Origin of the sequence: Pseudofrankia sp. DC12 (assembly GCF_000966285.1) — a bacterium.
Lineage (GTDB): Bacteria > Actinomycetota > Actinomycetes > Frankiales > Frankiaceae > Pseudofrankia.
Genome location: NZ_KQ031391.1, coordinates 3,344,267 through 3,365,208 on the forward strand (window position 1 = coordinate 3,344,267; position 20,942 = coordinate 3,365,208).

A 20,942-nucleotide genomic window follows, 5' to 3' on the forward strand; every position below is an offset into this window, starting at 1 on the left:
AGGCGCTCACGACTGGACGATGGGCTGGAAGATGCTGTTCCAGGTCTTCTCCTCGGCCGCGGTGAGATCCCGGTACCGGTAGCTCTTCTTCAGGTCGTCCGCGGTCGGGAAGATCAGCGGGGAGCCGGAGAGCGACGAGTCGACCAGCGCCTTCGCGCCCGGCACCGGGGTGATGTAGTTGATGTAGTCGGTCAGCATCGCCGCGATAGCCGGCTTGTACACGTAGTCCATGTAGGTGATCGCGTCGACCGGGTGGGCGGCGGTGATCGGGATGCACATGTTGTCGGTCCAGAAGAGGCCACCCTCCTTCGGGACCACGAACTTGAGGTTCTTGCCACCGGCCTGCTGCTGGTAGACGTCGCCGGACCAGGCCATCGACAGCCACAGGTCGCCCGAGGCGAGCGCGTCGATGTAGCCCTGGTCGTAGTACTTGCGGACGATGCCGTCGTCGCGCTGCTTCGTCAGCTTCGCGGCGGCGTTCTTCCAGTCCGCCTCGGTCGACGTCTCCGGGTTGACGCCCATGCCGACCATGCAGAAGTTCGGCAGGTCCTCGTTGTCGCCGAACATGCCGACGTGGCCCTTGAAAGCCGGGTCGAAGAGATCCTCGTAGCTGGTGATCTCGCGGCCCGTCTTCTCGGGGTCGTACCCGATGCCGACCAGGCCGGACTGCCACGCGACGGTGTACTTGTTGCCCTTGTCGTAGGACGGGTTCTTCACCGACGGGTCGGCGTTCTTGGCGAAGGTCGGCAGCTTCGTCTGGTCCAGCGGGGCGAGGAAGCCCAGCTCGATGAACTTGTCCAGGTAGATGCCGTTGGTGATGACGATCAGGTCAGCGCTGATCGACTGGTGCGCCGCGAGCTGCGGCTGCACCTTCGCGAAGTACTCGCCGTTGTCCTGGATCGACTCCCGGTAGTTGACATGGATACCGGTGTCCTTCTCGAACTGGACCAGCGACGGGTGCTTCCCGGCGTCGTCGGTGTCCATGTAGAGCGGCCAGTTGGCGAAGTCGAGCGTGCCCGCCTTCTTCTTGTCGCTCCAGAACTTGGCGACGTCGTCGGCACTCGCCGGCGCCTTCTTCTCCCCCTTGACGCCACAGGCGGCGAGGAACGCGGCGAGGCCGGCGGCGCCGCCTGCCTGCAGGACCTGCCGGCGGCCGAGGCGGGGCTGGGTGAGGCCGCGCAGGAGGGCCGGGTCGACGGCGGGAGCCGGCGACTGCGCGCCGGGATGGTCCGTGCTGTCGTGCGTCGTCACGTGGGAGGTCCTCCGCGAGGTGCTGTCAGCTGAACGCGCTTCTTGTCAGGGATCTGTTGGTCGTTGCTTGCCAGGTCGGCCCGAGGGCCGGCTGGGAGGTGCTTCGGGTCGGCTGTCACCGTCAGACAGCGACGGGCGTGGAGCCGGTGGGACCGGACGCGAGGGCGAACGAGTGGTCCTCCCGCCAGGACAGCCAGACCTCGTCCCCACGGCGCGCGATGTCCGCCGAGTCCGAGCTGTTCTGCCAGAAGACTGTGATCTCGTCGCCGCCCGGGGTGAACACCGTGTAGGTGGTGTTGGTCCCCAGGTAGACGACCTCGGTGACCCGGCCGCGCAGCAGGCAGACGTCGCCGTCCGGCCGCTCGACGGTCATGCCGATCTTCTCGGGACGGACGGTCAGCTCGACGACGGAGCCCGTCCGCACCGACTCCAGGTCCTCGTGCAACGGCACCATCAGCCGCTCGTCGATGCCCGCGTCCAGGATCGCGACCGGACCGGTCGCGCCGCCAGCCTCGGCCGAGAGCGGGCCAGTGGTCACCGTCCTGACCGTCCTGCGCAGCACGTTCGACGTGCCGATGAACCCGGCGACGAACCGGGTACGCGGCCGCTCGTAGAGGTCGCGCGGGGCCGCCAGCTGCTCGATCCGGCCCTTGTTCATGACCGCGATGCGGTCCGACATGGTCAGCGCCTCGCTCTGGTCGTGCGTCACGTAGACGAACGTGATCCCGACCTCACGCTGGATGCGCTTGAGCTCGATCTGCATGGTCTCGCGCAGCTTGAGGTCGAGGGCGCCCAGCGGCTCGTCGAGCAGCAGCGCGCGCGGCTCGTTCACCAGCGCACGGGCCAGCGCCACCCGCTGCTGCTGGCCACCGGAGAGCTCCTTGGGCTTGCGGTCGGCCAGCGCGCCGAGCTCGACCAGCTCCAGCATCTTCGTCACCCGGTCGCGCATCGTCTGGCCACGGATGCCCTTGCGCTTCAGGCCGAAGGCGACGTTGCCGGCGACGTCGAGGTGCGGGAAGAGCGCGTAGCTCTGGAAGACCAGGTTGACGTCCCGCCGGTTCGGCGGAGTCGCCGTCACGTCGTTGCCGTGCAACAGGATCTGGCCCCGGCTCGGCTCCTCGAAGCCGCCGATCATGCGCAGCGTCGTCGTCTTCCCGCAGCCCGAAGGCCCCAGCAGCGAGAAGAACTCGCCCTCGGCGATCTGGAGGTCGACGGTCTCGACGGCCGTCACGGCGCCGCGCCGCGAGGCGTAGTCCTTCGCGACGCCGATCAGCTCGATCGCGGGCGCCGCCGCACCCGCTCCACGGGTGGGCACCGTCGGCGTACTGACCGCCGTCACCGGCGCCGCCACCCCGTCCGCGGTCACCGCCAAGGCCCGCACCTGCCTTCCCGAGTTTCGTGACAGATCGATGGCAATCCGTAGAAGTCACGCACCGATGCCGAGTCAGACTGCCAGCGGCATGTGCCCTCGACAAGGGATCCGACGTAAATGTTCGATTTCCCAGCCGAATCAGAGCCGAGACGCCCTGCCGGCCAGGGAATCCACTCGCAAGGCGGGGTCATCGACACTGATGCGATGGCGCGGGCCACCGAACCACCGCTCCTGGAGGGAAAGGGTCCGTGCGCGGACGGAGACCATCCATGCACACCGCCGGTGGCGCTGACCCAATAGTGGTCAGCCTACGGGCGGTGCGTGGCCGCCCGGCCGCCCTGACCGGGCAGTGAGGGCAGAACCACCCGGGGCAGGACAGACCGCCACCTGGTCACCGTCCGCAGGCGGACGACCTGGCTCTCCCGGTCACCTACCGCCGATGGTCACCGTCCCGCTCAGGACCAGCACTCTCGACCGGAGGCCACGGCCCACCGGAGGCGTTGACCACCGGCGGGCATCGTTAGATCATTTGACGCTTTCCCCACGGGGGCCTGGCGCCATCGGCGCCGGAGCGCCGTACTGTCCCGCCCCCAGCCGTGGCGACGCTGCCCACCCATGGAGACGGCGATCGCCACGGCGCTGCCCCCCAGTGGGCAGTGCCTTCGCGGCGGTGACCAGACAGACCACAGATGAGCAGCGTCTCCAGGGGCGGTCGGCTGGCGGTTGGGCACCCAGCGGCGCATCGTGGACGGATGGCGACCGAGACGCGCGCCGGGGCCCGGGAGTCAGGCCTGCCGCCGTCCGCACGGGCGACGCACACCACGCCCGTCGGCGCCGGCTACCTTCCCTCCCCGGTTCCGCACGACCTACTGGCCGGAGTGTCCGCGTCGCACCGGCGGCTGCTGGCCCTCGCCGCGGCGTTGGACGACGCCACCGTCGCCCGGCCCTCCCTGCTGCCCGGCTGGACGGTGGGCCACCTGCTGCACCACCTCACCGTCGATGCCCACGGACACACGAACGTCGTCCAGGCAGCCTGCGCCGGCGCGGCCCCAGTACCTCTGCGCGACACCGGCCCAACAGGTCCCGACGCGGGCGCTGCCTCCGCAGCCGAGCGTCTGCACGCGGACCTGGCCGCCGCCATCGCCGGGCTGGAACGTGCCTGGGACACCGCCCATGTCGAGGTCTGGCGCACCGGTCTCGGCCGGTGCCGGCCGGAGCCAGCGGACGGCGCGCCGCCCGATGGTCCGGTGACCCTGTCGGACCTGGTGTTCCTGCGCTGGCGCGAAGTCGAGATCCACGGTGTCGACCTCGGGCTCGCCGACCGCGGCGGGCCTGGCTGGGCCGACCTACCCGCTCCCTACGTGGACACCGAATGGGACTGGACGACCGCGCGCCTGCCGGAACGGTTGCCACCCGGGGTCAGCGTGGTGCTGGCGCCTGGCGACCGGCCCTCGCGCGCGTTCGGCGCCGGCTCGCGGCCAGCCGTCGTCCGCACCTCCACCGCGGAGACTCTGCGCTGGCTACTGGGTCGCCTTCCTCGCCCGGCCGCGCCCAGGGGTTGGCCGGAGCTGCGTTCCTGGGAGTGATGGAGCCCGCTGCAGTGACGGGCTCCGACGCTGCTCGCCCATGGGCAGCGTCGCGTCGCCGATGGGTAGCGACGCGGCCTGGCGACGGCCGCTGTCCATGGGCGGTCCCGGTCGCCAGGGAACGCTGCCCACAGATGCGCCCTGGTGATCGTCAGCCTCAGCACAAGGCGGCACCCACCCGCGCACGATCCGCCTGCGTGGGATCCGTCCGGCCTCGCTGCCCACCAGCTGGGCAGCGTTAGAACCCTCGACGCCGGCAGAGCTACGACGATGGTGCCGTGGCGGTGCGCCCGTCGCCGACGGTTCGGAGACAATGGTCCGGTGCGTGCGCACCATGCCGATATGACTGGTTTGCCCGGCCCTCGCGACCGGGGGTGGCGGGGCGGCGTCGGGTCGCGCGCTGCCGACCTCCCCGACGTGACACCGGCCTGGCGGGCGGCGCGAGGGGGCCACTGTTGATCACGATGGCACTGTTCAACAACAAAGGTGGCGTCGGCAAGACCACGCTGACCTTCCATCTGGCGCACATGCTCGCCCGGCAGGGGCATCGGGTGCTCGCCGTCGACCTCGACCCGCAGGCGAACCTCACCGCGCAGTTCCTCGACGAGGACGACCTGGCGACACTCTGGCGCGAGCAGATCGTCGGCGCGTCGGCCGGTGGTGGCCTCGGGTCGACCGCGTCCTCGGCGCCACGCCACGACATCCTCGGCGGCCGACGGTCGCGGATCGCCGCGGGCACCGGCACGATCGCCACCGCCATCGCTCCGATCATGGAGGGCGTCGGGGACGTCGCACTGTCCGAACCGGTCTCGGTCGACGACAACCTGTGGCTGCTGCCCGGCGACGTGGACCTGAGCGTCTTCGAGGACAAGCTGTCCGCCGCCTGGCCGAACAGCTTCCTCGGCAAGGACGTCGCCGCGCTGCGCACGACGACCGCGCTGCACCGGGTCGTCGACCACGGCGGCAAGGCCGTCCGCGCAGAGATCGTGCTCATCGACGTCGGCCCGAACCTGGGGGCGATCAACCGCGCGGCACTGCTGTCCGCGGACACGGTGCTCATGCCACTGGGCGCGGACCTCTTCTCGCTGCGCGGCCTGCGCAACCTCGGCCCGACGTTGCGGGACTGGCGCTCCACCTGGCAGGGCATGGTGCTGCCGAAGGTGCCCGACCGGATCGTGGCGCCGCGCGCGCTGATGATGCCCATCGGCTACGTCATCGTGCAGCCGGCGTCCGGCCGGGACCGGCCGGCCCGCGCCTACGACCGCTGGCTGGACCGGATTCCGGAGGTCTTCGCGACGTCCGTGCTCGGTACCCAGCGAGCCGACCCCTACGACAAGTCCTTCGAGATCGCGAACCTGCCCCACTACCAGACTCTGATGCCGCTGGCCCAGGACGCCCGCAAGCCGATGTTCGAGCTGCGGGCCGCTGACGGCGCGCTCGGCAGCGCGCAGACCTACGTCCGCAAGTGCTACCAGGAGTTCCGCGACCTCGCGGTGACCGTTCGGGAGCGGCTGCGCTATCTCGACCCGACCCTGCCCAGGCTGCCGGTCTCCGCGGCGGGGACGCGACAGTAACTAACACCTGGCCAGCCCGGAAAGGTCCTCCAGACGCCCAGGTGACCGACACAGTAAGGCGGACGCCACAGCGATGCCCACCAGGATCCCGCTCAGCCACGACGGCCTGCCCGCGGACGTCACGGACCGGTTCGCGTGGCACCACCGTCCGGACGCGCCGACGACCGGGCCCGGCACCGGCTTACCGGACGGGGTGACTGGCACCGCCGGACGGCCCGTCCGAGTCCCACTGGCCGCGCTGGCCGGGTTCGCGCTGACCGGCGTCCTGATCGTGGTCGCCGTCGTCCTGTTCGCCCGCAACCCCGCCCTGAGCACGACGGCGCCGGTCGCCTCCGAGAGTGCGCAGACCGGCGCGGCCACTCCGGCGTCGATGGTCGCGGCGCGGGCGGTCACCCCGTCACCCACGGCCACCACGACCGCGGCCGCGGCGTCGAGCCAGAGCCCCGCCGCGACCACGCGGATCAGGCTGCCCGGCGCCGGCCCGAAGTCGACGGCCACCACGGGCACCGGGCGCGACGACACCGACGCCGCGGCGAGCGCCTGCCGGAGTTCGCCGATCGCCCAATACCTGGTGCGGCACGGAATGCCGCTACCCTGCTGATGGCGGATTGGTGGTCTGTTGTCAGCCCTCGCCGGTCGGCCCGCCTGCGGGGATGACCTCTACCGCCATGTGGAAGCGTGGGACCTCGGAAGCCCGCCGTCCGCAGCTGCGGCGCGGCGCGGTGTCACGCGCGGACCCGCGCGAACAGTAGGCGACAGGGGCAGGTCACGATGAGCGAAATCGCCGCCGGGGACTGGGAAGACACCCCCGACGCGACGTCGGGGCTGGCACGGCCCGAGGCCGCCGTCGACCCCGACGAGACACTTCGGCCCGGCCCGGTGAAAGGCGCGGAACAGGTCACCGAGGCCGCCGCCCCGCCGCCGCCGTCCACCGCGACCGTCGACAACAGTCAGCGGGGAACTCACCACGACACCACCATGGCACCGACCAATTCTCCAAATGCGGACAATCCGGGCGTGGCTGCGGTGGCTGCCGCAGGTCTTTCGCTCACGAAGGCCCAGACGCCGCCGGTGGCCGTGCACGAGCCGTCGCGAGGGGCCAGCCCGGCGGCCGGTCCAGGCTCCGTCGCGGCTGGCCCCGCCGGGGCCAGCGCGGACGCCGTGGCCGCCGCCTCAGGCTCGGTCGTGCCCGGCGTCGCCGGTTCCGGCCCGGACACGCCGCAGGACGCCGACCAGGCCAGGGTGGCGGACGACCTCGAGACGCAGGCACTCGGCGAGGAGACGATCCGGGCCGCGGACGCACCTGTCGGGACCCCGCCGGCTCCCGCCGCGACGGCCCCGCGGCAGGAGGGCGCCAAGCCCACTGGTGACACGTCGCCAACGGACGCGTCGGAGTCGGTTCAGGCTGGCCTCGATGCCCACGACCCCGAGGCCGGCGACGCGGACGGTGTCGATGCCGAAGCCACGGTGGTCGGCCTGCCGCCCCACCGGGCCGCCTGGCTCCCGGTCGACGACTCCGCGGAGATCAACGAGGTCGACCGGGCGGCCGCCATCGGCGCGGCCAACGGCGATCCCGGGCCCCTTGGCCCCGGGCCGCACCCACAGCGGGACGCGCGGAAGTGGATTCACGTCGTCCGGCACGGCTACGTCCTGCGCTCCCGGGCAGGCATGGCCGTCGCCGCCGCCGTGGTGCTCATCGTGCTGACGCTGGTCGGCCTGACCGGACTCCTGGTGGCCGGCAACAGCCCCTCCGAGGGCACCGGCGAAGCAGTCGTGTTCGTGAACACCGAGGCGCCCACGCTGGACTTCGCCAGCATTCTCCCCATCGTCGAGCCGCCCGTCACCGTCCCGCCGCCGAGCCAGCCCGGCTACAATTCCCTGCAGGCGCAGTCCGTCGACCGCGTCGGCGGGCGTCCGCGCCGCTCGAGCGCCAACGTCCCAGCCAGCCACGGGCCCCAGCCGACCTCTGCCGCCGCGGCGCCAACCACCTCGGCCAGCCAGGCTCCGACCAAAGTCCCGGCTCCTGCCACCAGCAGCTCCAGTTCCAACTGCTGGACCAACTTTCCGGCCATCGCCACGCTGCTCAAGCGCATGGGCGGCTGCTAGGGCCTCATCCCGGGACGCTCCCGCCAGCCCAGGGGGCCTTCGCGAGACGAAGACCCCACCGCGTCCGTCACGGCCGCCCAGACCTTCGCGCTCTGGCCGTTGACGTCGTTCTAGCCCGCTAGTGGTCGCTGTCGGACAGTGACCGCCAGTGGGCTTTTGCGATCATGTCGGGCGACCCCGTGGCGGCCGCTCCGAACGGCGGAGTTCCGGCCGGCGCGCGGAGTTCAGGCCGGGGGACTCAGAGGGCAGCCGAGGCATCCAAAACCGCTCCTGGACAGCGGGATTGCCCGCCAGGCACCCGCCACGGTGGCCACCTCGATGCCGTACAGTTGGAAGGCGTGCCGCCCGGCGGCAGCGCCCGTCCAGCGGTCACGCCGGACGCGACCCACGGGGGCGTAGCTCAACTGGCAGAGCACTGCCTTTGCAAGGCAGGGGTTGGGAGTTCGAGTCTCCCCGTCTCCACCCAGCACCACCAGGGCTTTAGCTCTCCTCCCCCTCGCCGATCAGCGGTGAAACAGGCTCGTCGCGTACGGATTCGCCCACGTCGGCATCGTCGTCCGCCGGCGGCTCGCCGAGAATCGCGTTCGCGATCAGGCCGGCCGCGTCCTTGTCCATGCCCGGGATGACGTGGCTGTAGAAGGCCAGCGTGAACGCCACGCTCGCGTGACCGAGCCTCTCGGAGACCACCTTGGGGTGTACGCCGGCCTTGAGCGCGGCGGTGGCGTAGCTGTGCCGGACGTCGTGCAGTCGGATCACGGGGAGCCCGGCCGCACGCGCGTGCTTCTGGAACCAGTCCGTGATCGTGTCCGGGTGGATCTCGCCGCCGTCCGGCCAGCAGAACAGAAGCTCGGTCGTGTGCTCGGCCGCCTCCCGCTCGGCGTCCCACTGCTCGACGTGGGCACGCAGCGCGGCCAGGGTCACGGGGTCGAGCACGAGCGGCCGGTACGCGCTGTCGGTCTTCTGCTCCCCGTCGACCGCCTTGTTGTCGACCACGATGCGCGGCCGGCTGGGCGACACTGTGCCCGCCTCAAGGTCGAGGTCGGGGCGGCGCAGTCCAGCGAGTGCGCCGCGGCGAAGTCCGGTCGTGATGACCAACAGGTACATAGCGAACAGCCGGTCACCCCGGATGTGCTTTACGAACGCGCGGAGCTGCTCCGGCGTCCAGATCGTTGGCGGCCGGCGTCCAACCTGCGGCTTGTTCGCGTCCGTGGCCGGGTTGCGAGGCAGGTAACCCCATTTCACGGCATCACCCAGGGCGCGATGCAGCACACGGTGCGCGGTGGAGACGCTGGCCGACGCGAGGCCCGCGGCCTGGCCCGTCCGCTGATGGCGTCGGCCTGCGGTGAGGAGATGCGCGTACAACAGGCTTACGCGCACCGGGGTCAAGTCCTGGAGTGCCGTCATCCCGACAACCGGAATGATGTAGCTGTTGCAGTACGTCCGGTATTTGCTCCAGGTCACCGGTCGGATTGACGGCCTGGTCGCCTCCAGCCATTCCGCCAGAAACTCACTAACTGTGCGGCGAGACGGCGCTACTCGCCGGCCCGCCTCGTGCGAGGAGATCGATTCCCGCATTGCCCTCTCTGCTTCTTTGCGAGTCTTGAAACCGCTCTTGCCGGTCGTCCGTCGCTTGCCGGTGAGCGGGTCCGGGTCGAGATCGTGACGGTACTCCCAGACGCCATTGGCGCGCTTCCGCGCACTTCCCTTCATAGGAACTCCTCCGCTTTCAGAGTTTGCAGGGTTGCCTCAGAAGGCGGCGGACGGCGGTGATCCCGTCGCCCGCCGCCTTCTGGCGATTCTTTAGACAGACGTCGCGGTCAGGAGGTGGCGGATCTCGGCCGTAATGACGTAGACCCGGCCGCCGAACCGCCTTGCCGGCAAGTCACCGCTGGCGGCGTACCGGTAGGCGGACGCGCGGGGAAGTCCCAGTAGCTTTGCGGCGCGGGGCACCGAGATAAGCGCGGGCAGAGCATTGATTTCGATGTCGGTCATCTCACCCGGACCTATTCGTCGTCGCCGTCGTATGGGGGGTCGTCCGCTGGGTCGGCTTCAGGTAGCGCGTTGATCCACGCGTGCAGGACGGCGCGGGAGACGAGCCAACGGCCATTGCTGCCTCGCCGGCCGGGCATTTGGCCGGTGCTCATCCAGGCGACGATTTCGGCGACGCTGGTCGAGAGTTTGTAGGCGACCTGTTCGACGGTGTAGAACGCCGGCTCACCGCTGGCTTGGACAGCGGCGGGACGGTCCCAGGGTGTGCCGGTCCGGCGGGTGCTGGGCCGCGCGCGGTTGATCGGGATGACCTTCGCCCATTCCGCCGGGCCGTCAGGGTGGTGGCTCATGGAATACGCACCGTGCGGACGGTGGCCCACGGAGATTGCGGCACTTCCCCACGGCCTTCGTCGGCGGCGATACGGGCGAGGTGCATGGCGTTCTGGCGCTCGGGGGTGGTGCTGATCCGGGGCCATTCACAGCCGGTGGACCGGTACGGATCGGCCAACAGGCTGCCCAGGCGCGCGGCGTTGTGCGGGTCGTGGGGCGCCATGCTCGTGGCGATCGTCGTCGCGCAGCAGGCGCACAGGCCGGTGTTCTTCTCGTAGACGTCGTGGTCGCATCTCGGGCCGGCGCAGACCGTCAGGTCCGCGACGGCCTTCCCCCGGCTGGCCGCGGCCGACGTCGGGCGAGGAACGGGACGTTCGGCCGCGAGTAGGTTGGCGACGGCCTGGCGGCAGCGGGCGACCCAGGCGGGCGGGTAGTCGGCGAGGCGGGCGATGACCTGGTCGAGGGCGGCCAGGCCGTCGACCGCGACGACGGTTTCGATGGTGTCGCGGACCCCGGCGGGAGTCGCGAGGTCGGCGGGGACGCCGCCGCAGACGAGTGCGGCGACCATCAGCGGTTCGGACAGGCCCACCCGTGCCCGCGAGCGGGTCACGGCCTGGCCGTGGTCGGGCTCGATGTCCACGCGGCGGGCCGCGCGGCGCGGTCGGCGGCGGCTTAGCCGGGTCGGGGCGGTCACCGGTCGCCGTCCAGAGCGACGATGAGGCGCGGGCTGTGGCTGGCGAGCATGCCGGCGACGTGCCGGGCGCACCAGCGCCGCCGGGCCTGCCGTTCGGCCGTCCAGCCGTCCTGTCGGCTGCGGGGCTCAAGGTCATATTCGAAGACGGTGCGGGCCGCCCCCTGGACCACCCGCATCCCCCAGTAGTCCCGCAACCTGAGGATCTCCGAGGCGAGCGCGTTCACGGTGCCCAACTCGACGCTGGTCTTTGTCGAGTGCATCGCCAACAGCGCGACCATCTCCCGCTCCGACAGACCGAACCGGGCCGTCACCGGGACCTGGACCGGCTCGACCGTTGCCCACGCCTCAGGTGTCGGCTCCAACGTCCGCGTGCCGGTGTTCCGCGCGGTCGGGGCGTTCGCGCGGCTGCGGGATCGCCGGACGGCGGTACTGTTCAACTGCATCTTTCGTCCTCTGAGCGGGGGAACTGGGTGCACTGGCCCCGGTGGGCGGCTACCCGCCGGGGCCTCTCTCGGAGGGAGAGTACTGACTGACTCAGTACTCGTCAATCCCTGCCCACTGACGCGCGGGGGTAGTGCCACGTGCGCTCTGTGTGGTCCACTTGTGCAGGGCTTCGTCGGAGCTGGCATGGGTCCAAGTCAAGCGGCCGGCCTGGTAGTCGACCATGAACCGCCGATGCTCTACCAATGCACCGCCCGTGCATCACCAGTGCAGTTCACCGAGGATCGGGGCGCCTTCTGATGGACGTCATCGACTCATGGACAGGCGCGAAGGCTGACACCTTGCGCGAGGCCCTGCGGATGTCCAATGAGAGCTTCGCCTCGCACCTCGGCGTTGCGGTCCGGACGGTGGCCAATTGGCGGGCACGGCCCGACCTAATTCCCAAGCCCTCTATTCAAGACGTACTTGATGCCGCATTAGATAAAGCACCGGAGCGGGCCAAGGATAAGTTCCTGCTCTTGCTTAGCCAACATAGCGACAGCTCCGAGGTGGACGCCCGCCCGGTCAGGGTCACAAACGTGCAGGACGACGCTGCCCTTCCTGCGGAATCGGCACTTTTGCTCCCGTGGACGGCTCACGATACACTTGATGTTGTCCGCGAACTGTCGGAAGGCGGGGGCGATGCCATGAATCGTCGGTCATTTTTGATTCTGTCCGGTACAGCTCTTACCACCCCCGCTCATGACTGGCTCATTGCACGTCCCGTCGATGAAACGATCGGAAGATCGGGCCGAGTGATCGAACCGTCTTTCGTCGAGTACCTCGGCCAGATGACCGATAGCCTTCGGAAGATGGACGACAAGGTTGGCGGCGGATCGCTCATAAACGTCGTTCGCAGCCAAGCGGCCTACGTCCAAACGCTCTTGAGGGAAGGCCGCTACACCGATTCGGTGGGCCGCGACCTCTACGCCACCATGGCGGAGCTTCTGCGCCTTGCGGGCTGGCTCTCGTTCGACGCCGGCCGCCACGGTGAAGCTCAGCGCTTCTTCGTCGCCGCGCTTCGAGGCGCCCATACGGCCGGGGATCGCGCGCTCGGTGCAAACGTGCTGGGATTCATGAGCTGCCAGGCCAAGGACATCGGCCAATTCCGCGACGCAACAAGACTCGCGGATAGTGCGCGTTCCGGCTACGCGGACGGGAGTCCGACAGTGACGGCCATTCTCAACATGAGGGCTGCCCAGGCATACGCAAACGTTGACGACGTCACCGAGTCGCGGCGAGCCATCGACACCGCCCTTGCTGCGATGGGGGGTACTACACCGCAGCACGGCGAGCCCGCATGGTCCTACTGGCTTGACGATGCGCAGATCAATGAGCAGGTCGGTTACTGCTACATGCGCCTAGGCGACTGGCCGCGGGCACGGGAGCACCTACTGGCCGCCACCCAGGTCGAAGGTGTTGCGAACTCCCGAGAAGGCGTCTTGCGACAAGCGCTCCTGGCGGACACCTACGCACAGCAGGGCGAACCCGATACAGCCTGCGACATAGCTAGCCAGGCGATCGATGCCCTGTTGACTCAAGTCGATTCCGCACGCTGCGTCGGCCACATTCAGCGGGTGAAGGATCACTTGGAGCCCTTCGAGGGCCTCTCATGTGTCCAGGCATTCGGGGAGCGCGTCCGGCAGCTAGAAGCGCAACCGGCTTAATGCTCGCCTCGTGTCGGGTCGTCGGGCGACTTTTGGCCACCACCGGGCAGCCGGCCGCCGACCCCGACTCGAGTTCGAGCCTCGTGCCATTCCACGATGCGCGCCGGCCGCCACATGTGCGTTCGGCCGATCGTCTGGTCAGGCGCGGGCATCTGGCCGCGCTGGCGGTAGCTGCTTACGGTCCCGACCCGCACACCGAGGTAGGCCGCGATGTCGGAAGTCGTCCACCATTCCGCCTCGGGGTCCGGGACGGTCCGCACCTGGTCCACTGCCACGATCAACGATCCTAACGTCTGATCCACCTACGCCACCGTGCCAACGCCGCGGCGAGCGAGGTTGCTCCCCAGTCTGCGCCACCCGGGATACCCCGGAAGGCGTTGACACGTTGACAATCGGCCTTCTGCGCCCTGTTCCAGCAGGTCAAGCGGCATCTTTCGCTGTCAGCGGCCCCAGTTGACGCCCGCTGACAGCGTTGACACCGGCGGGCCGACCGGGCGGGGGTGTCAACGGTGTCAACGGCAGTCACCAAGTGATGCTGACGGGTGTCTCAGGGCTGTGACCTGCGGAAGCGGCGTCGTTGATGTTGGTTGTCAACGTGTCAACGCCTTTCCGGGCGCGCGGGCGGGTCGGGGCCTCGCGCGGAGCCCACGCCCGGCCAAAGGACAAGATCGGCCCTTCGGGGGCTCATCCCGTGGGCGCCTCCGGCGCCGCCGGCTGCCGCGGCGCCCCGGCCTGGCGGGCGCCCCGTACGCGCGTGCCTGTGGTTGCCTGGCCGCTCGGGACGTTGCCGGGGATGGAGGGGCCGCGCGCGGTGGCATGCGAAGTGGGGGGCACGGTGCCCGGCGGCGGGCACACGACGCCTCCGGCACCCGGTTTCCCAGCCTCGCGGGTGGTATCTGGGCAGGTCGAGGTGGTTGTGCCTGTCGCTGTGACGTGGCCCGGCGGCGGTGTTCGTTACCGCGTGAGCGCGACGACCGGCACGCCAGCGAGCACACCACTGGTCGCGTCCTCTCACGGGGTCGAGCGGCGCGTCGTGTCGCCTCCCGACTGGGGTCGCCTGGCACGCACGCCCTACTCGGGCTACGTCCCGCCACGTGACGGTGCGTAAGACTCCGGAAACTCCGGAAACTCCGGCGGCTCGCCGGCCGGGTGCGCGGCGGCGGGGACACTACGCGCACCCCTACGCGCGCGAGGGCGCCAGCCGGAGTTTCCGGAGTTCGCGACGACCGCAATCGGTGGCGATCCGTTACCAGTGGCCGGCTGCCGGCCCGTCGCGTCACGCAGGCGTGACGTGTCGCGCCCTGGCCGGCGGGGTCGCGTCCCGCCGGGCGGACCTGGGGCCGACGGCGGCGAGCTCGCCGACGCGGGCCGCCCATCGGTTGGCGGTCACCGGCCCCGCATCCCGCTCGCCGCCACGCGAGGCGGCGGCGCGGTGTGGTCGGTGGCGGCGGCCGGAGCGCAAGGGCCGGAAAGGCCGGAAAGGCCGGCGGCAGGCGCGAGGGCCTCCTGGGGAGGGGTCACTACGCGCGGGCCTACGCGCGCGAGGCATCCGACCGGCCTTTCCGGCCTTCCCTCGGCCCGCGCGGGCCGCTCATCGGCTCCGGCGGGCCGCGGCGCTTCCAGCCGGCGTGCGACCCGTCGCGCCGGCCGGCCCGCGCGACGTTTTCCTCCTCCGAGCGTGACCCGTCGCCCGTGGCCGCAGACGACGTGTCGACTCCGGCCCTGACGGACCCATCGGGAATTTCTCTGTGGCGCCGGGGGAACATCTCCGCAACCCCGCAACCCCGCAAAATAGGTTCTGACCTGCGGTCTTAGGTGCGGAGATGTACTCAGTCTATCTCCGCAAACGGGGGTCTAACCCCGCAAAAGTGCGGGGTTGCGGAGATGGAGGTTCCTAGATCATTCTACCCCCGCAGGGTATTTGTGCTGGTCAAGGGGTCATTTGCGGGGTTGCGGGGTTGCGGAGATGGTTTGGAGGGTCCGAGGGTCGCGCGGTCTCACGCCTAGCCATCCCCGCCCCCGGCCAGCCCCCGGGGTCCGGGTGACCAGTTACAGCGAGTGAAACTCTCCAAGCTCTACAGACTCTCCTCGTCCCAGCGGCCAGCTGGCTCGGTAGGGGTCACTACGCGCACCCCTACGCGCGCGGGGCGTCGAGGAGGCCTTGGAGAGTTTCCCGAGCCCCCGATCCGGCGGCGGTGGGTAACCCGGACGGCTGTCAACGCTGTCACCAGGCGTCAACCAGGCACGTTGACAGCGAAATATGGTCTCTGACCTGCTGGAACAGGGGGCAGCAGGCCGATTGTCAACGTGTCAACGCACTCCCGCCATTCGCCGGCACCGCCCTGCCGCCCACGCACCCTGTTTCAGCCGCTCAACGACACGGCTGAAACAGGGGCGGCTAAGCCGAGGCCACCACCGGCACCTTGCCCCGACCTGCCGGGCAGCCTACGGCCATTGCAGCGGCCTTCACGCTGCCCTGGGGTCGAGCCCGCCCCCGATAGACCGACGGCGCGGCCGGCCCTTAGGCCCAGTCGGAGAGATGCCCCCCCGGCCATTGCCTGCCCCAACAGGAGGCTGGCGGATATCGGAACCCCGACGGCGGCCAGGCGGCGCCGGGGACGTGCACGCCGCCCCCGCGGTGACGGGCGCGCGCCAGGCGCCGGGGGCATCTCCCTGTCGGACCGCCGGCCGCAGCAGGCGCATGCCAAGGCCGACGGCAGCGTTGGCCGGCCTGGAGATGAGCCCCGAAGGGTCGGCACTCCAAGGAGGCGGCGCGTACGAATCCGCGTACGAGACGCCCCGCGCCAGGGTGGACGCGCTGAGACAGGTGGGAGCGCGGAACTCCCCTCACCAGGATGGCTGAGATCAAATGGAAGTGGTGAGACAGGCGTCATTCAGTTTGCAAGGCAGGGGTTGGGAGTTCGAGTCTCCCCGTCTCCACCACCTAGCGCACGCTGGTTGCGGCAGGTAAGTGCCCCGCAGCCGCCGAGGAGTGGCGCGGGGCTACGAGCGTCGGCATCACCGCACGCCAACCGATCTCCGCGTTCCGCGGAACGCGGGCCAGCGACCAGGCTCGTATTGCCAGCGCCGCCGCGCTAGCCGGTCCCGGCGTTCCGCGGAACGCAGACGACGGTCCCCGCGGCACGGCCGCGCGCCAACCGATCTCCGCGTTCCGCGGAACGCGGACCCAGCTGGCGAGGACGAAGTCGCGATGGATGAAGCTCCGGCAGGCCGGCCCCGTCGTCGGCCGTGGCGATCTCGCCACGCAGGGCCCGCAGCTGGGGATGGCCCACCAGCCAGCCGAGAGTCTCCGTGTCCCCGAGAACCGCGTCCGCGGCCGGTGGGCGGCGAAGACCCGCGCCACCCCGTCCGGGCCAGCCGGCCGGGGAACCCGTAGAACCCCGGTGTCCAGCTGCTCGACGCCGGCGACGGCGCGGCCGTACCGCCGCCCCAGGTCGTCCAGCACCTCTCCCGGGGCGGGACGAGCCGGCCCTTGCTCGGAGACGGGCTCGCCCACAGCCGGCAGCGTACCCGCGGCCCGAGACCGCCGGAATGCGCCGGATCAACGGAGCGCGCGGCGGCGGCCCACGCACCGCCAGACCATACGGCTATTCGACGCGTTCGAGGACGCGCAGCGAGCCGGTGCGGGAGCGCTCCTTGAAGCCGTCCGCGAGAGCCCGCAGGTAGACGTGGTATGGCGCCTGTCCGCCGTCGGCCGGGTCCGGGAAGACGTCATGGATGAGCAGCATCCCGCCGGGGGCGACGTGCCGGCCCCAGGCCGCGTAGTCAGCGTGGGCCTGCTCCTCGGCGTGCCCGCCGTCGATGAACAGCAGCGCGACCGGTGTCGTCCACCAGCCGCCGACCTCCTCGGTACGACCGACGACCACTGTCACGACGTCCTCGACGCCCGCGTCCCAGAGGTTGCGCCGCAGGAACGGCAGCGTGTCCATCCGGCCGGTACGCGGGTCGACGACGGTCGGGTCGTGGTACTCCCAACCGGCCTGGTTCTCCTCGGAGCCGCGGTGGTGGTCCACCGTCACGACCCGCGCGCCCACGGCCCGCGCCGCCGCGCCCAGGTAGAGCGTCGACTTGCCGCAGTAGGTGCCGACCTCAAGGATCAGGCCGCCGGCCGGCACCTCGGCCGCGGCGGCGTAGAGCGCGTCCCCCTCGTCCTCGGGCATGAAGCCCTTGGCGGCCAGCGCCGCCTGGCGCAACGTCTCATCCACGAGCCAGGTACTCCCAGAGTCCGGCTAGCTGGCCAGCCGGCCGGCCAGCTCATCGTCCGACCAGGCGGCGATGACCGGCGCCGGGTCGCAGTCGCAGCCGAGCTCGCCGCGGGTCTCGACATCGTCGAGGTCCTCGTCGTCCGGCGCCAGCGTCGGCAGCGGCTCGGGCAGGTCGTCGCCGCGGAAGACCGCTTCGGTGACGCCTCCGCTGAGCGTGTCGACGGCGAGGATGACGGCGGCGGCCGTCCAGGTGCTGCGCTCGTCCGGCCAGTGGGCGCCACCCACGAACTGCCAGCCGGTCCAGTAAGCGCCGTCGTCGTGGCGCAGGTGCTGCATGTCCCGGACGAGCGTCCGGGCGGCCGTCATCTCGCCGACGAGGTGCAAGGCGATCGCCAGCTCACAGGTCTCCGCGCCGGTCACCCATGGCTCGTCGGAGACGCACCGGATTCCCAGGCCGTCGATGACGAACTCGTCCCAACGGCCGCGCAGCCGCGCCAGTCCTTCGGATCCGCGCAGCGCCCCGCCGATCACCGGGTAGTACCAGTCCATCGACCAGCGCGACGTCGGCGCGAAGTACTCCGGATGGACGCGCAGCGCGTGCGCGAGCCGGCCGGCGGCCAGCTCCCAGTCGGGCTGCGTCTCGCCGGCGAGCGCCGCCAGGCCCAGCCCGCAGCGCAGGCTGTGCAGCGTGCTGGAGCAGCCCGTCAGCATCGCGAGCGGGTAGTCCTTGCCTTCGGCGTCGCGGGCCCACCAGATCACGCCGCTGGGCGCCTGCATGTCGATGACGAAGTTCAGCGCGGCGCGGACCACTGGCCACAGGGCCGCGACGAAGGCCGCGTCACCGGTGCGTCGCCAGTGGTGCCAGACCGCCGTCGCGACGTAGGCGCACTGGTTGCTGTCGGCGAAGTCCTCCCGGACCCCGCCCCCGATGTAGCTCGTCGCCCAGGAGCCGTCGTCGCGCTGGTGGCGCACCAGCCACTCCCACGCGCGCTGGGCGGCATCATCACGTCCGCCGAGCTCCAGCGCCATCGCGCACTCGAGGTGGTCCCAGGCATCGGTGTGGCCGCCGGGAAACCACGGGATCGCGCCGTTCGGCTCCTGCATGGCGGCGATCGAGTCGGCCGTCGCCCGGATCTCGGCCGCGGTCAACAGCGGGCTCGTCTCCGGCGGGCGCGCCAGCGGGTGCAGGTCGGCCAGCCGGTCGGGGGCGAGCACGCCTCGCCTGGTGGGCACCGTCGGTCGCACGGTCGGTTTCGAGCCTGCTTCCTGGGCCGCCACGGACGGCTGCGTCGCCGATGCGTCAGTCGACGCCATGGCCGGTCTCCGCGAACGCCTCAAGCCGGGCGGGGGCCGCCGGTTCGGGCACCACCGCCGGCTGGCTCACGTCCAGGGGCTTGCGCAGGTAAAGCACGATGCTCTTACCCAGGACCGGGTTGAGCAGCTGCTCGGTCCACCGCGTCGCCCGCGGGCGCTTCATCATGTCCCAGACCAGCATCCGGTGGTAAAGCCGCGTCGCCGGGTGGTCGTCGTCGTGCACGCCGACCAGGCAGCGCAGCCACCAGTAGGGCGCGTGCAGGGCATGCGCGCTGTGGCCCCCGAGGTAGTCCAGGCCGGCGTCGGTGAGCCGGCCCAGCAGCTCGTCGCGCCGGTAGATGCGCACGTGCCCGCCCTCGACCGTGTGGTAGCCGGACGACAGCGCCCAGCACAGCCGCTCCGGCAGCCACGCCGGCACGGTGACGGCGGCCAGCCCGCCCGGGCGCAGCACCCGGACCAGCTCGGCCATCGCCTGGCCGTCCGCCGGCAGGTGCTCGAGGATCTCGGACGCGATGATCCGGTCGAACGTGCCGTCCGCGAACGGCAGCCCGAAGGCGTCGCCGCGCACCCCGCCGGCGCGCGCGGCGGCCGGGACCTGGCCCTCCAGCGCCAACGCACCGAACATCCGGGCGACGCCGGCCACATCGTCGAAGGAGTAGTCCAGGCCCACGACATCGGCACCGCGGCGGTAAGCCTCAAAAGCGTGCCTACCGCCCCCACAACCGAGGTCGAGCACGCGGTCGCCTGGACCGACCGGGAACCGGTCGAAGTCAACGGTCAGCATCGGCTACCTGACGGCGTCGATCCGCTCGGCGTACCACCGCGCGGTGGCCGCCGTAGCAGCTCGCCAGGAGAACCTCGCCTCGACGCGGGCCCGGCCGCCGGCGCCCAGCCGGACCCGTAGCTCCGGGTCGTCCAACAGCCGCTTGATGGCCTCCGCCATGGCGCCCGCGTCTCCCGGCGGCACGGTCAGCGCCGCCTCACCGTCGGGCCCGGTCACCTCGGGCAGCGCACCCGCGGTGGTCGCGACCAGCGGCAGCCCGACGGACATCTCCTCGACGGCCGGCAGGCTGAAGCCCTCGTACAGCGACGGCACGACGGCCACCTCGGCGGACCGCAGCAGGTCGACCAGATCGGACTGTTCCAGGTTCGAGCGGAACGTCACCGCGTCGGTGAGCCCGAGCTCGACGACCTGCCGGGCGGCGGCGCCGCCGGGGCGTGCCTTGCCCACGCAGACGACGTGCGCGTTCTCCCGCTCGACCCGCAGCTTCGCGAGCGCCTCCAGCAGCACCATCAGCCCCTTGAGCGGGACGTCCGCGCTGGTGACGACGACGATCCGGCCCGGCACCCTGGCGATCGACGGGTCCGGCGAGAACACCTCGTGGTCGGTGCCGAGCGGCACCGTGTGCATCTGCCCGTCCGCCAGGCCCATGTCGGAGATGATGTCCGTCCGCGAGCTCTCGGACGGGATCACGATCCCGTCAAGCCCACGCGCGACCCGCGCCTGCATCGGAAGGAAGGAATACCAGCGCCGGACCCCGAACCGTGCCCGGCGGCCGGTGGTGGCCTCCAGGTGCAGCCGGCGGTCGACGGTGATCGGGTGGTGCAGCGTGGCGACCAGCGGGATGCGGTGCGGGGCCAGCGCCCGTCGCAGCGCGAGCATCCCGTATCCCAGGGTCTGGTTGTCGTGCACGATGTCGAACGGCGGCGGAGTCCCCTTGCGCGGCCGCAACGCCTTGTGCGCCCGCAGGCTGAAGGCCAGCGGCTCGGAGAACTGACCCGTTCGCATCATCACGAACTCCGCCATCGAGGCGACGTTGGTCAGCTCACGCGGTGCCGGCCAACGGAAGGGGTTCGGCTCGCTCCACAGGTCGAGGCTGGGCAGCTCCCTCAGCCCGACCCCGTCGTCCAGGACCGGATAGGGGGGTCCACTGACCACCGTGACCTCGTGGCCGAGGCCGATGAGCTCCTTGGACAGCTGGCGGACGTACACGCCCTGGCCCCCACAAGTCGGGAGACTGCGGTACGACAGCAACGCGATCCGCAACGGTGCGCCCTCCCACGGTTGAGGCTCCCTCTCGCCGACCGGTCGAGAGCAGCGCCGTTGATGGCACATTAGGACAAATTTCGCCGATCTTCCTGCAAATCGCCCGCACTCTCGACATCAAAGGCCCACGCGTAACGATTGCGTACAACCCAGCCGATCGTCCCGATGGCATCGCGCCGCGACCGTGCGGAAGCGTCAACACCTGCATCCACCAAGTAACTACCCGTCACCCCTAGTGCGAAATCAGATCATCACCCAAAGCAACCAAGCGGTCAGCCGCCCGGCCAAGCCGCCGAAGGCGGCGAG

General features: G+C 70.7%; 17 protein-coding genes and 1 tRNA gene. 6 read left to right on the forward strand and 12 right to left on the reverse strand.

Annotated elements, in window-relative coordinates:
- Positions 1 to 6: 6 nt before the first annotated feature.
- Both FRADC12_RS13225 and FRADC12_RS13230 read right to left on the reverse strand, forming a co-directional pair.
- A complete protein-coding gene (locus FRADC12_RS13225) occupies positions 7 to 1,251 on the reverse strand; it encodes a polyamine ABC transporter substrate-binding protein (RefSeq protein ID WP_045876878.1) in 1,245 nt (414 codons plus the stop codon).
- A 121-nt stretch (positions 1,252 to 1,372) separates the two neighbouring features.
- Positions 1,373 to 2,617: an ABC transporter ATP-binding protein gene (locus FRADC12_RS13230; protein ID WP_232304158.1), complete on the reverse strand. Its 1,245-nt coding sequence runs from the start codon at positions 2,615 to 2,617 to the stop codon at positions 1,373 to 1,375.
- A gap of 758 nt (positions 2,618 to 3,375) precedes the next feature.
- On the opposite strand from FRADC12_RS13230, the gene FRADC12_RS13235 reads away from it, so the two are divergent.
- The 5 genes from FRADC12_RS13235 to FRADC12_RS13255 all read left to right on the forward strand — a co-directional run bounded on the left by FRADC12_RS13235 (position 3,376) and on the right by FRADC12_RS13255 (position 8,351).
- The gene (locus FRADC12_RS13235; protein ID WP_045876879.1) at positions 3,376 to 4,209 is read left to right on the forward strand and encodes a maleylpyruvate isomerase family mycothiol-dependent enzyme; all 834 of its coding nucleotides are present in this window, start codon (positions 3,376 to 3,378) and stop codon (positions 4,207 to 4,209) included.
- Positions 4,210 to 4,664: 455 nt separating this feature from the next.
- Positions 4,665 to 5,783 carry an AAA family ATPase gene (locus FRADC12_RS13240; protein ID WP_045876880.1) on the forward strand — a complete coding sequence of 373 codons (1,119 nt, stop codon included), beginning with the start codon at positions 4,665 to 4,667 and terminating at the stop codon, positions 5,781 to 5,783.
- Positions 5,784 to 5,856: 73 nt separating this feature from the next.
- Entirely contained in the window at positions 5,857 to 6,384 is a 528-nt protein-coding gene (locus FRADC12_RS13245; RefSeq protein WP_045876881.1) for a hypothetical protein, read from the forward strand.
- Between the two features lie 170 nt (positions 6,385 to 6,554).
- Positions 6,555 to 7,889, forward strand: a complete 1,335-nt coding sequence (locus FRADC12_RS13250) for a hypothetical protein (protein WP_045876882.1) — start codon at positions 6,555 to 6,557, stop codon at positions 7,887 to 7,889.
- Positions 7,890 to 8,278: 389 nt separating this feature from the next.
- A tRNA-Ala gene (locus FRADC12_RS13255) sits at positions 8,279 to 8,351 on the forward strand.
- 18 nt (positions 8,352 to 8,369) lie between these two features.
- Here the strand turns inward: FRADC12_RS13255 and FRADC12_RS13260 are convergent.
- The 5 genes from FRADC12_RS13260 to FRADC12_RS13280 form a co-directional block, all read right to left on the reverse strand.
- On the reverse strand, positions 8,370 to 9,599 hold the full coding sequence (locus FRADC12_RS13260; RefSeq protein ID WP_084010689.1) for a site-specific integrase: 1,230 nt from the start codon (positions 9,597 to 9,599) through the stop codon (positions 8,370 to 8,372).
- A gap of 90 nt (positions 9,600 to 9,689) precedes the next feature.
- The gene (locus FRADC12_RS13265) at positions 9,690 to 9,881 is read right to left on the reverse strand and encodes a helix-turn-helix domain-containing protein (protein ID WP_045876884.1); all 192 of its coding nucleotides are present in this window, start codon (positions 9,879 to 9,881) and stop codon (positions 9,690 to 9,692) included.
- An 11-nt stretch (positions 9,882 to 9,892) separates the two neighbouring features.
- Positions 9,893 to 10,228, reverse strand: coding sequence for a helix-turn-helix domain-containing protein (locus FRADC12_RS13270; RefSeq protein WP_045876885.1), 336 nt, complete (start codon positions 10,226 to 10,228; stop codon positions 9,893 to 9,895).
- Positions 10,225 to 10,848, reverse strand: coding sequence for a hypothetical protein (locus tag FRADC12_RS32250; protein ID WP_045876886.1), 624 nt, complete (start codon positions 10,846 to 10,848; stop codon positions 10,225 to 10,227). Before FRADC12_RS32250 ends, FRADC12_RS13270 begins: the two co-directional genes overlap by 4 nt.
- Positions 10,849 to 10,898: 50 nt before the next feature.
- Entirely contained in the window at positions 10,899 to 11,345 is a 447-nt protein-coding gene (locus tag FRADC12_RS13280; RefSeq protein ID WP_045876887.1) for a hypothetical protein, read from the reverse strand.
- A 297-nt stretch (positions 11,346 to 11,642) separates the two neighbouring features.
- Here FRADC12_RS13280 and FRADC12_RS31260 point away from each other — a divergent pair, with 297 nt between their 5' ends.
- Positions 11,643 to 13,049 (forward strand): NsdA family TPR-like regulatory protein, encoded by a 1,407-nt coding sequence (locus tag FRADC12_RS31260; protein WP_157488840.1) that lies wholly within the window; start codon positions 11,643 to 11,645, stop codon positions 13,047 to 13,049.
- Here FRADC12_RS31260 and FRADC12_RS13290 read toward each other — a convergent pair.
- The 5 genes from FRADC12_RS13290 to FRADC12_RS13310 form a co-directional block, all read right to left on the reverse strand.
- Positions 13,046 to 13,324, reverse strand: a complete 279-nt coding sequence (locus tag FRADC12_RS13290) for a helix-turn-helix transcriptional regulator (RefSeq protein WP_198152891.1) — start codon at positions 13,322 to 13,324, stop codon at positions 13,046 to 13,048. The two genes, FRADC12_RS31260 and FRADC12_RS13290, sit on opposite strands and share 4 nt — an antisense overlap.
- 3,333 nt (positions 13,325 to 16,657) lie before the next feature.
- Positions 16,658 to 17,275, reverse strand: a complete 618-nt coding sequence (locus tag FRADC12_RS13295; RefSeq protein ID WP_045876888.1) for a class I SAM-dependent methyltransferase — start codon at positions 17,273 to 17,275, stop codon at positions 16,658 to 16,660.
- A 24-nt stretch (positions 17,276 to 17,299) separates the two neighbouring features.
- The gene (locus FRADC12_RS13300) at positions 17,300 to 18,589 is read right to left on the reverse strand and encodes a prenyltransferase/squalene oxidase repeat-containing protein (protein WP_052710891.1); all 1,290 of its coding nucleotides are present in this window, start codon (positions 18,587 to 18,589) and stop codon (positions 17,300 to 17,302) included.
- Positions 18,576 to 19,373, reverse strand: coding sequence for a class I SAM-dependent methyltransferase (locus FRADC12_RS13305; protein WP_045876889.1), 798 nt, complete (start codon positions 19,371 to 19,373; stop codon positions 18,576 to 18,578). Before FRADC12_RS13305 ends, FRADC12_RS13300 begins: the two co-directional genes overlap by 14 nt.
- A 3-nt stretch (positions 19,374 to 19,376) precedes the next feature.
- Positions 19,377 to 20,636, reverse strand: a complete 1,260-nt coding sequence (locus FRADC12_RS13310; protein WP_045876890.1) for a glycosyltransferase family 4 protein — start codon at positions 20,634 to 20,636, stop codon at positions 19,377 to 19,379.
- Between the last annotated feature and the right edge of the window lie 306 nt (positions 20,637 to 20,942).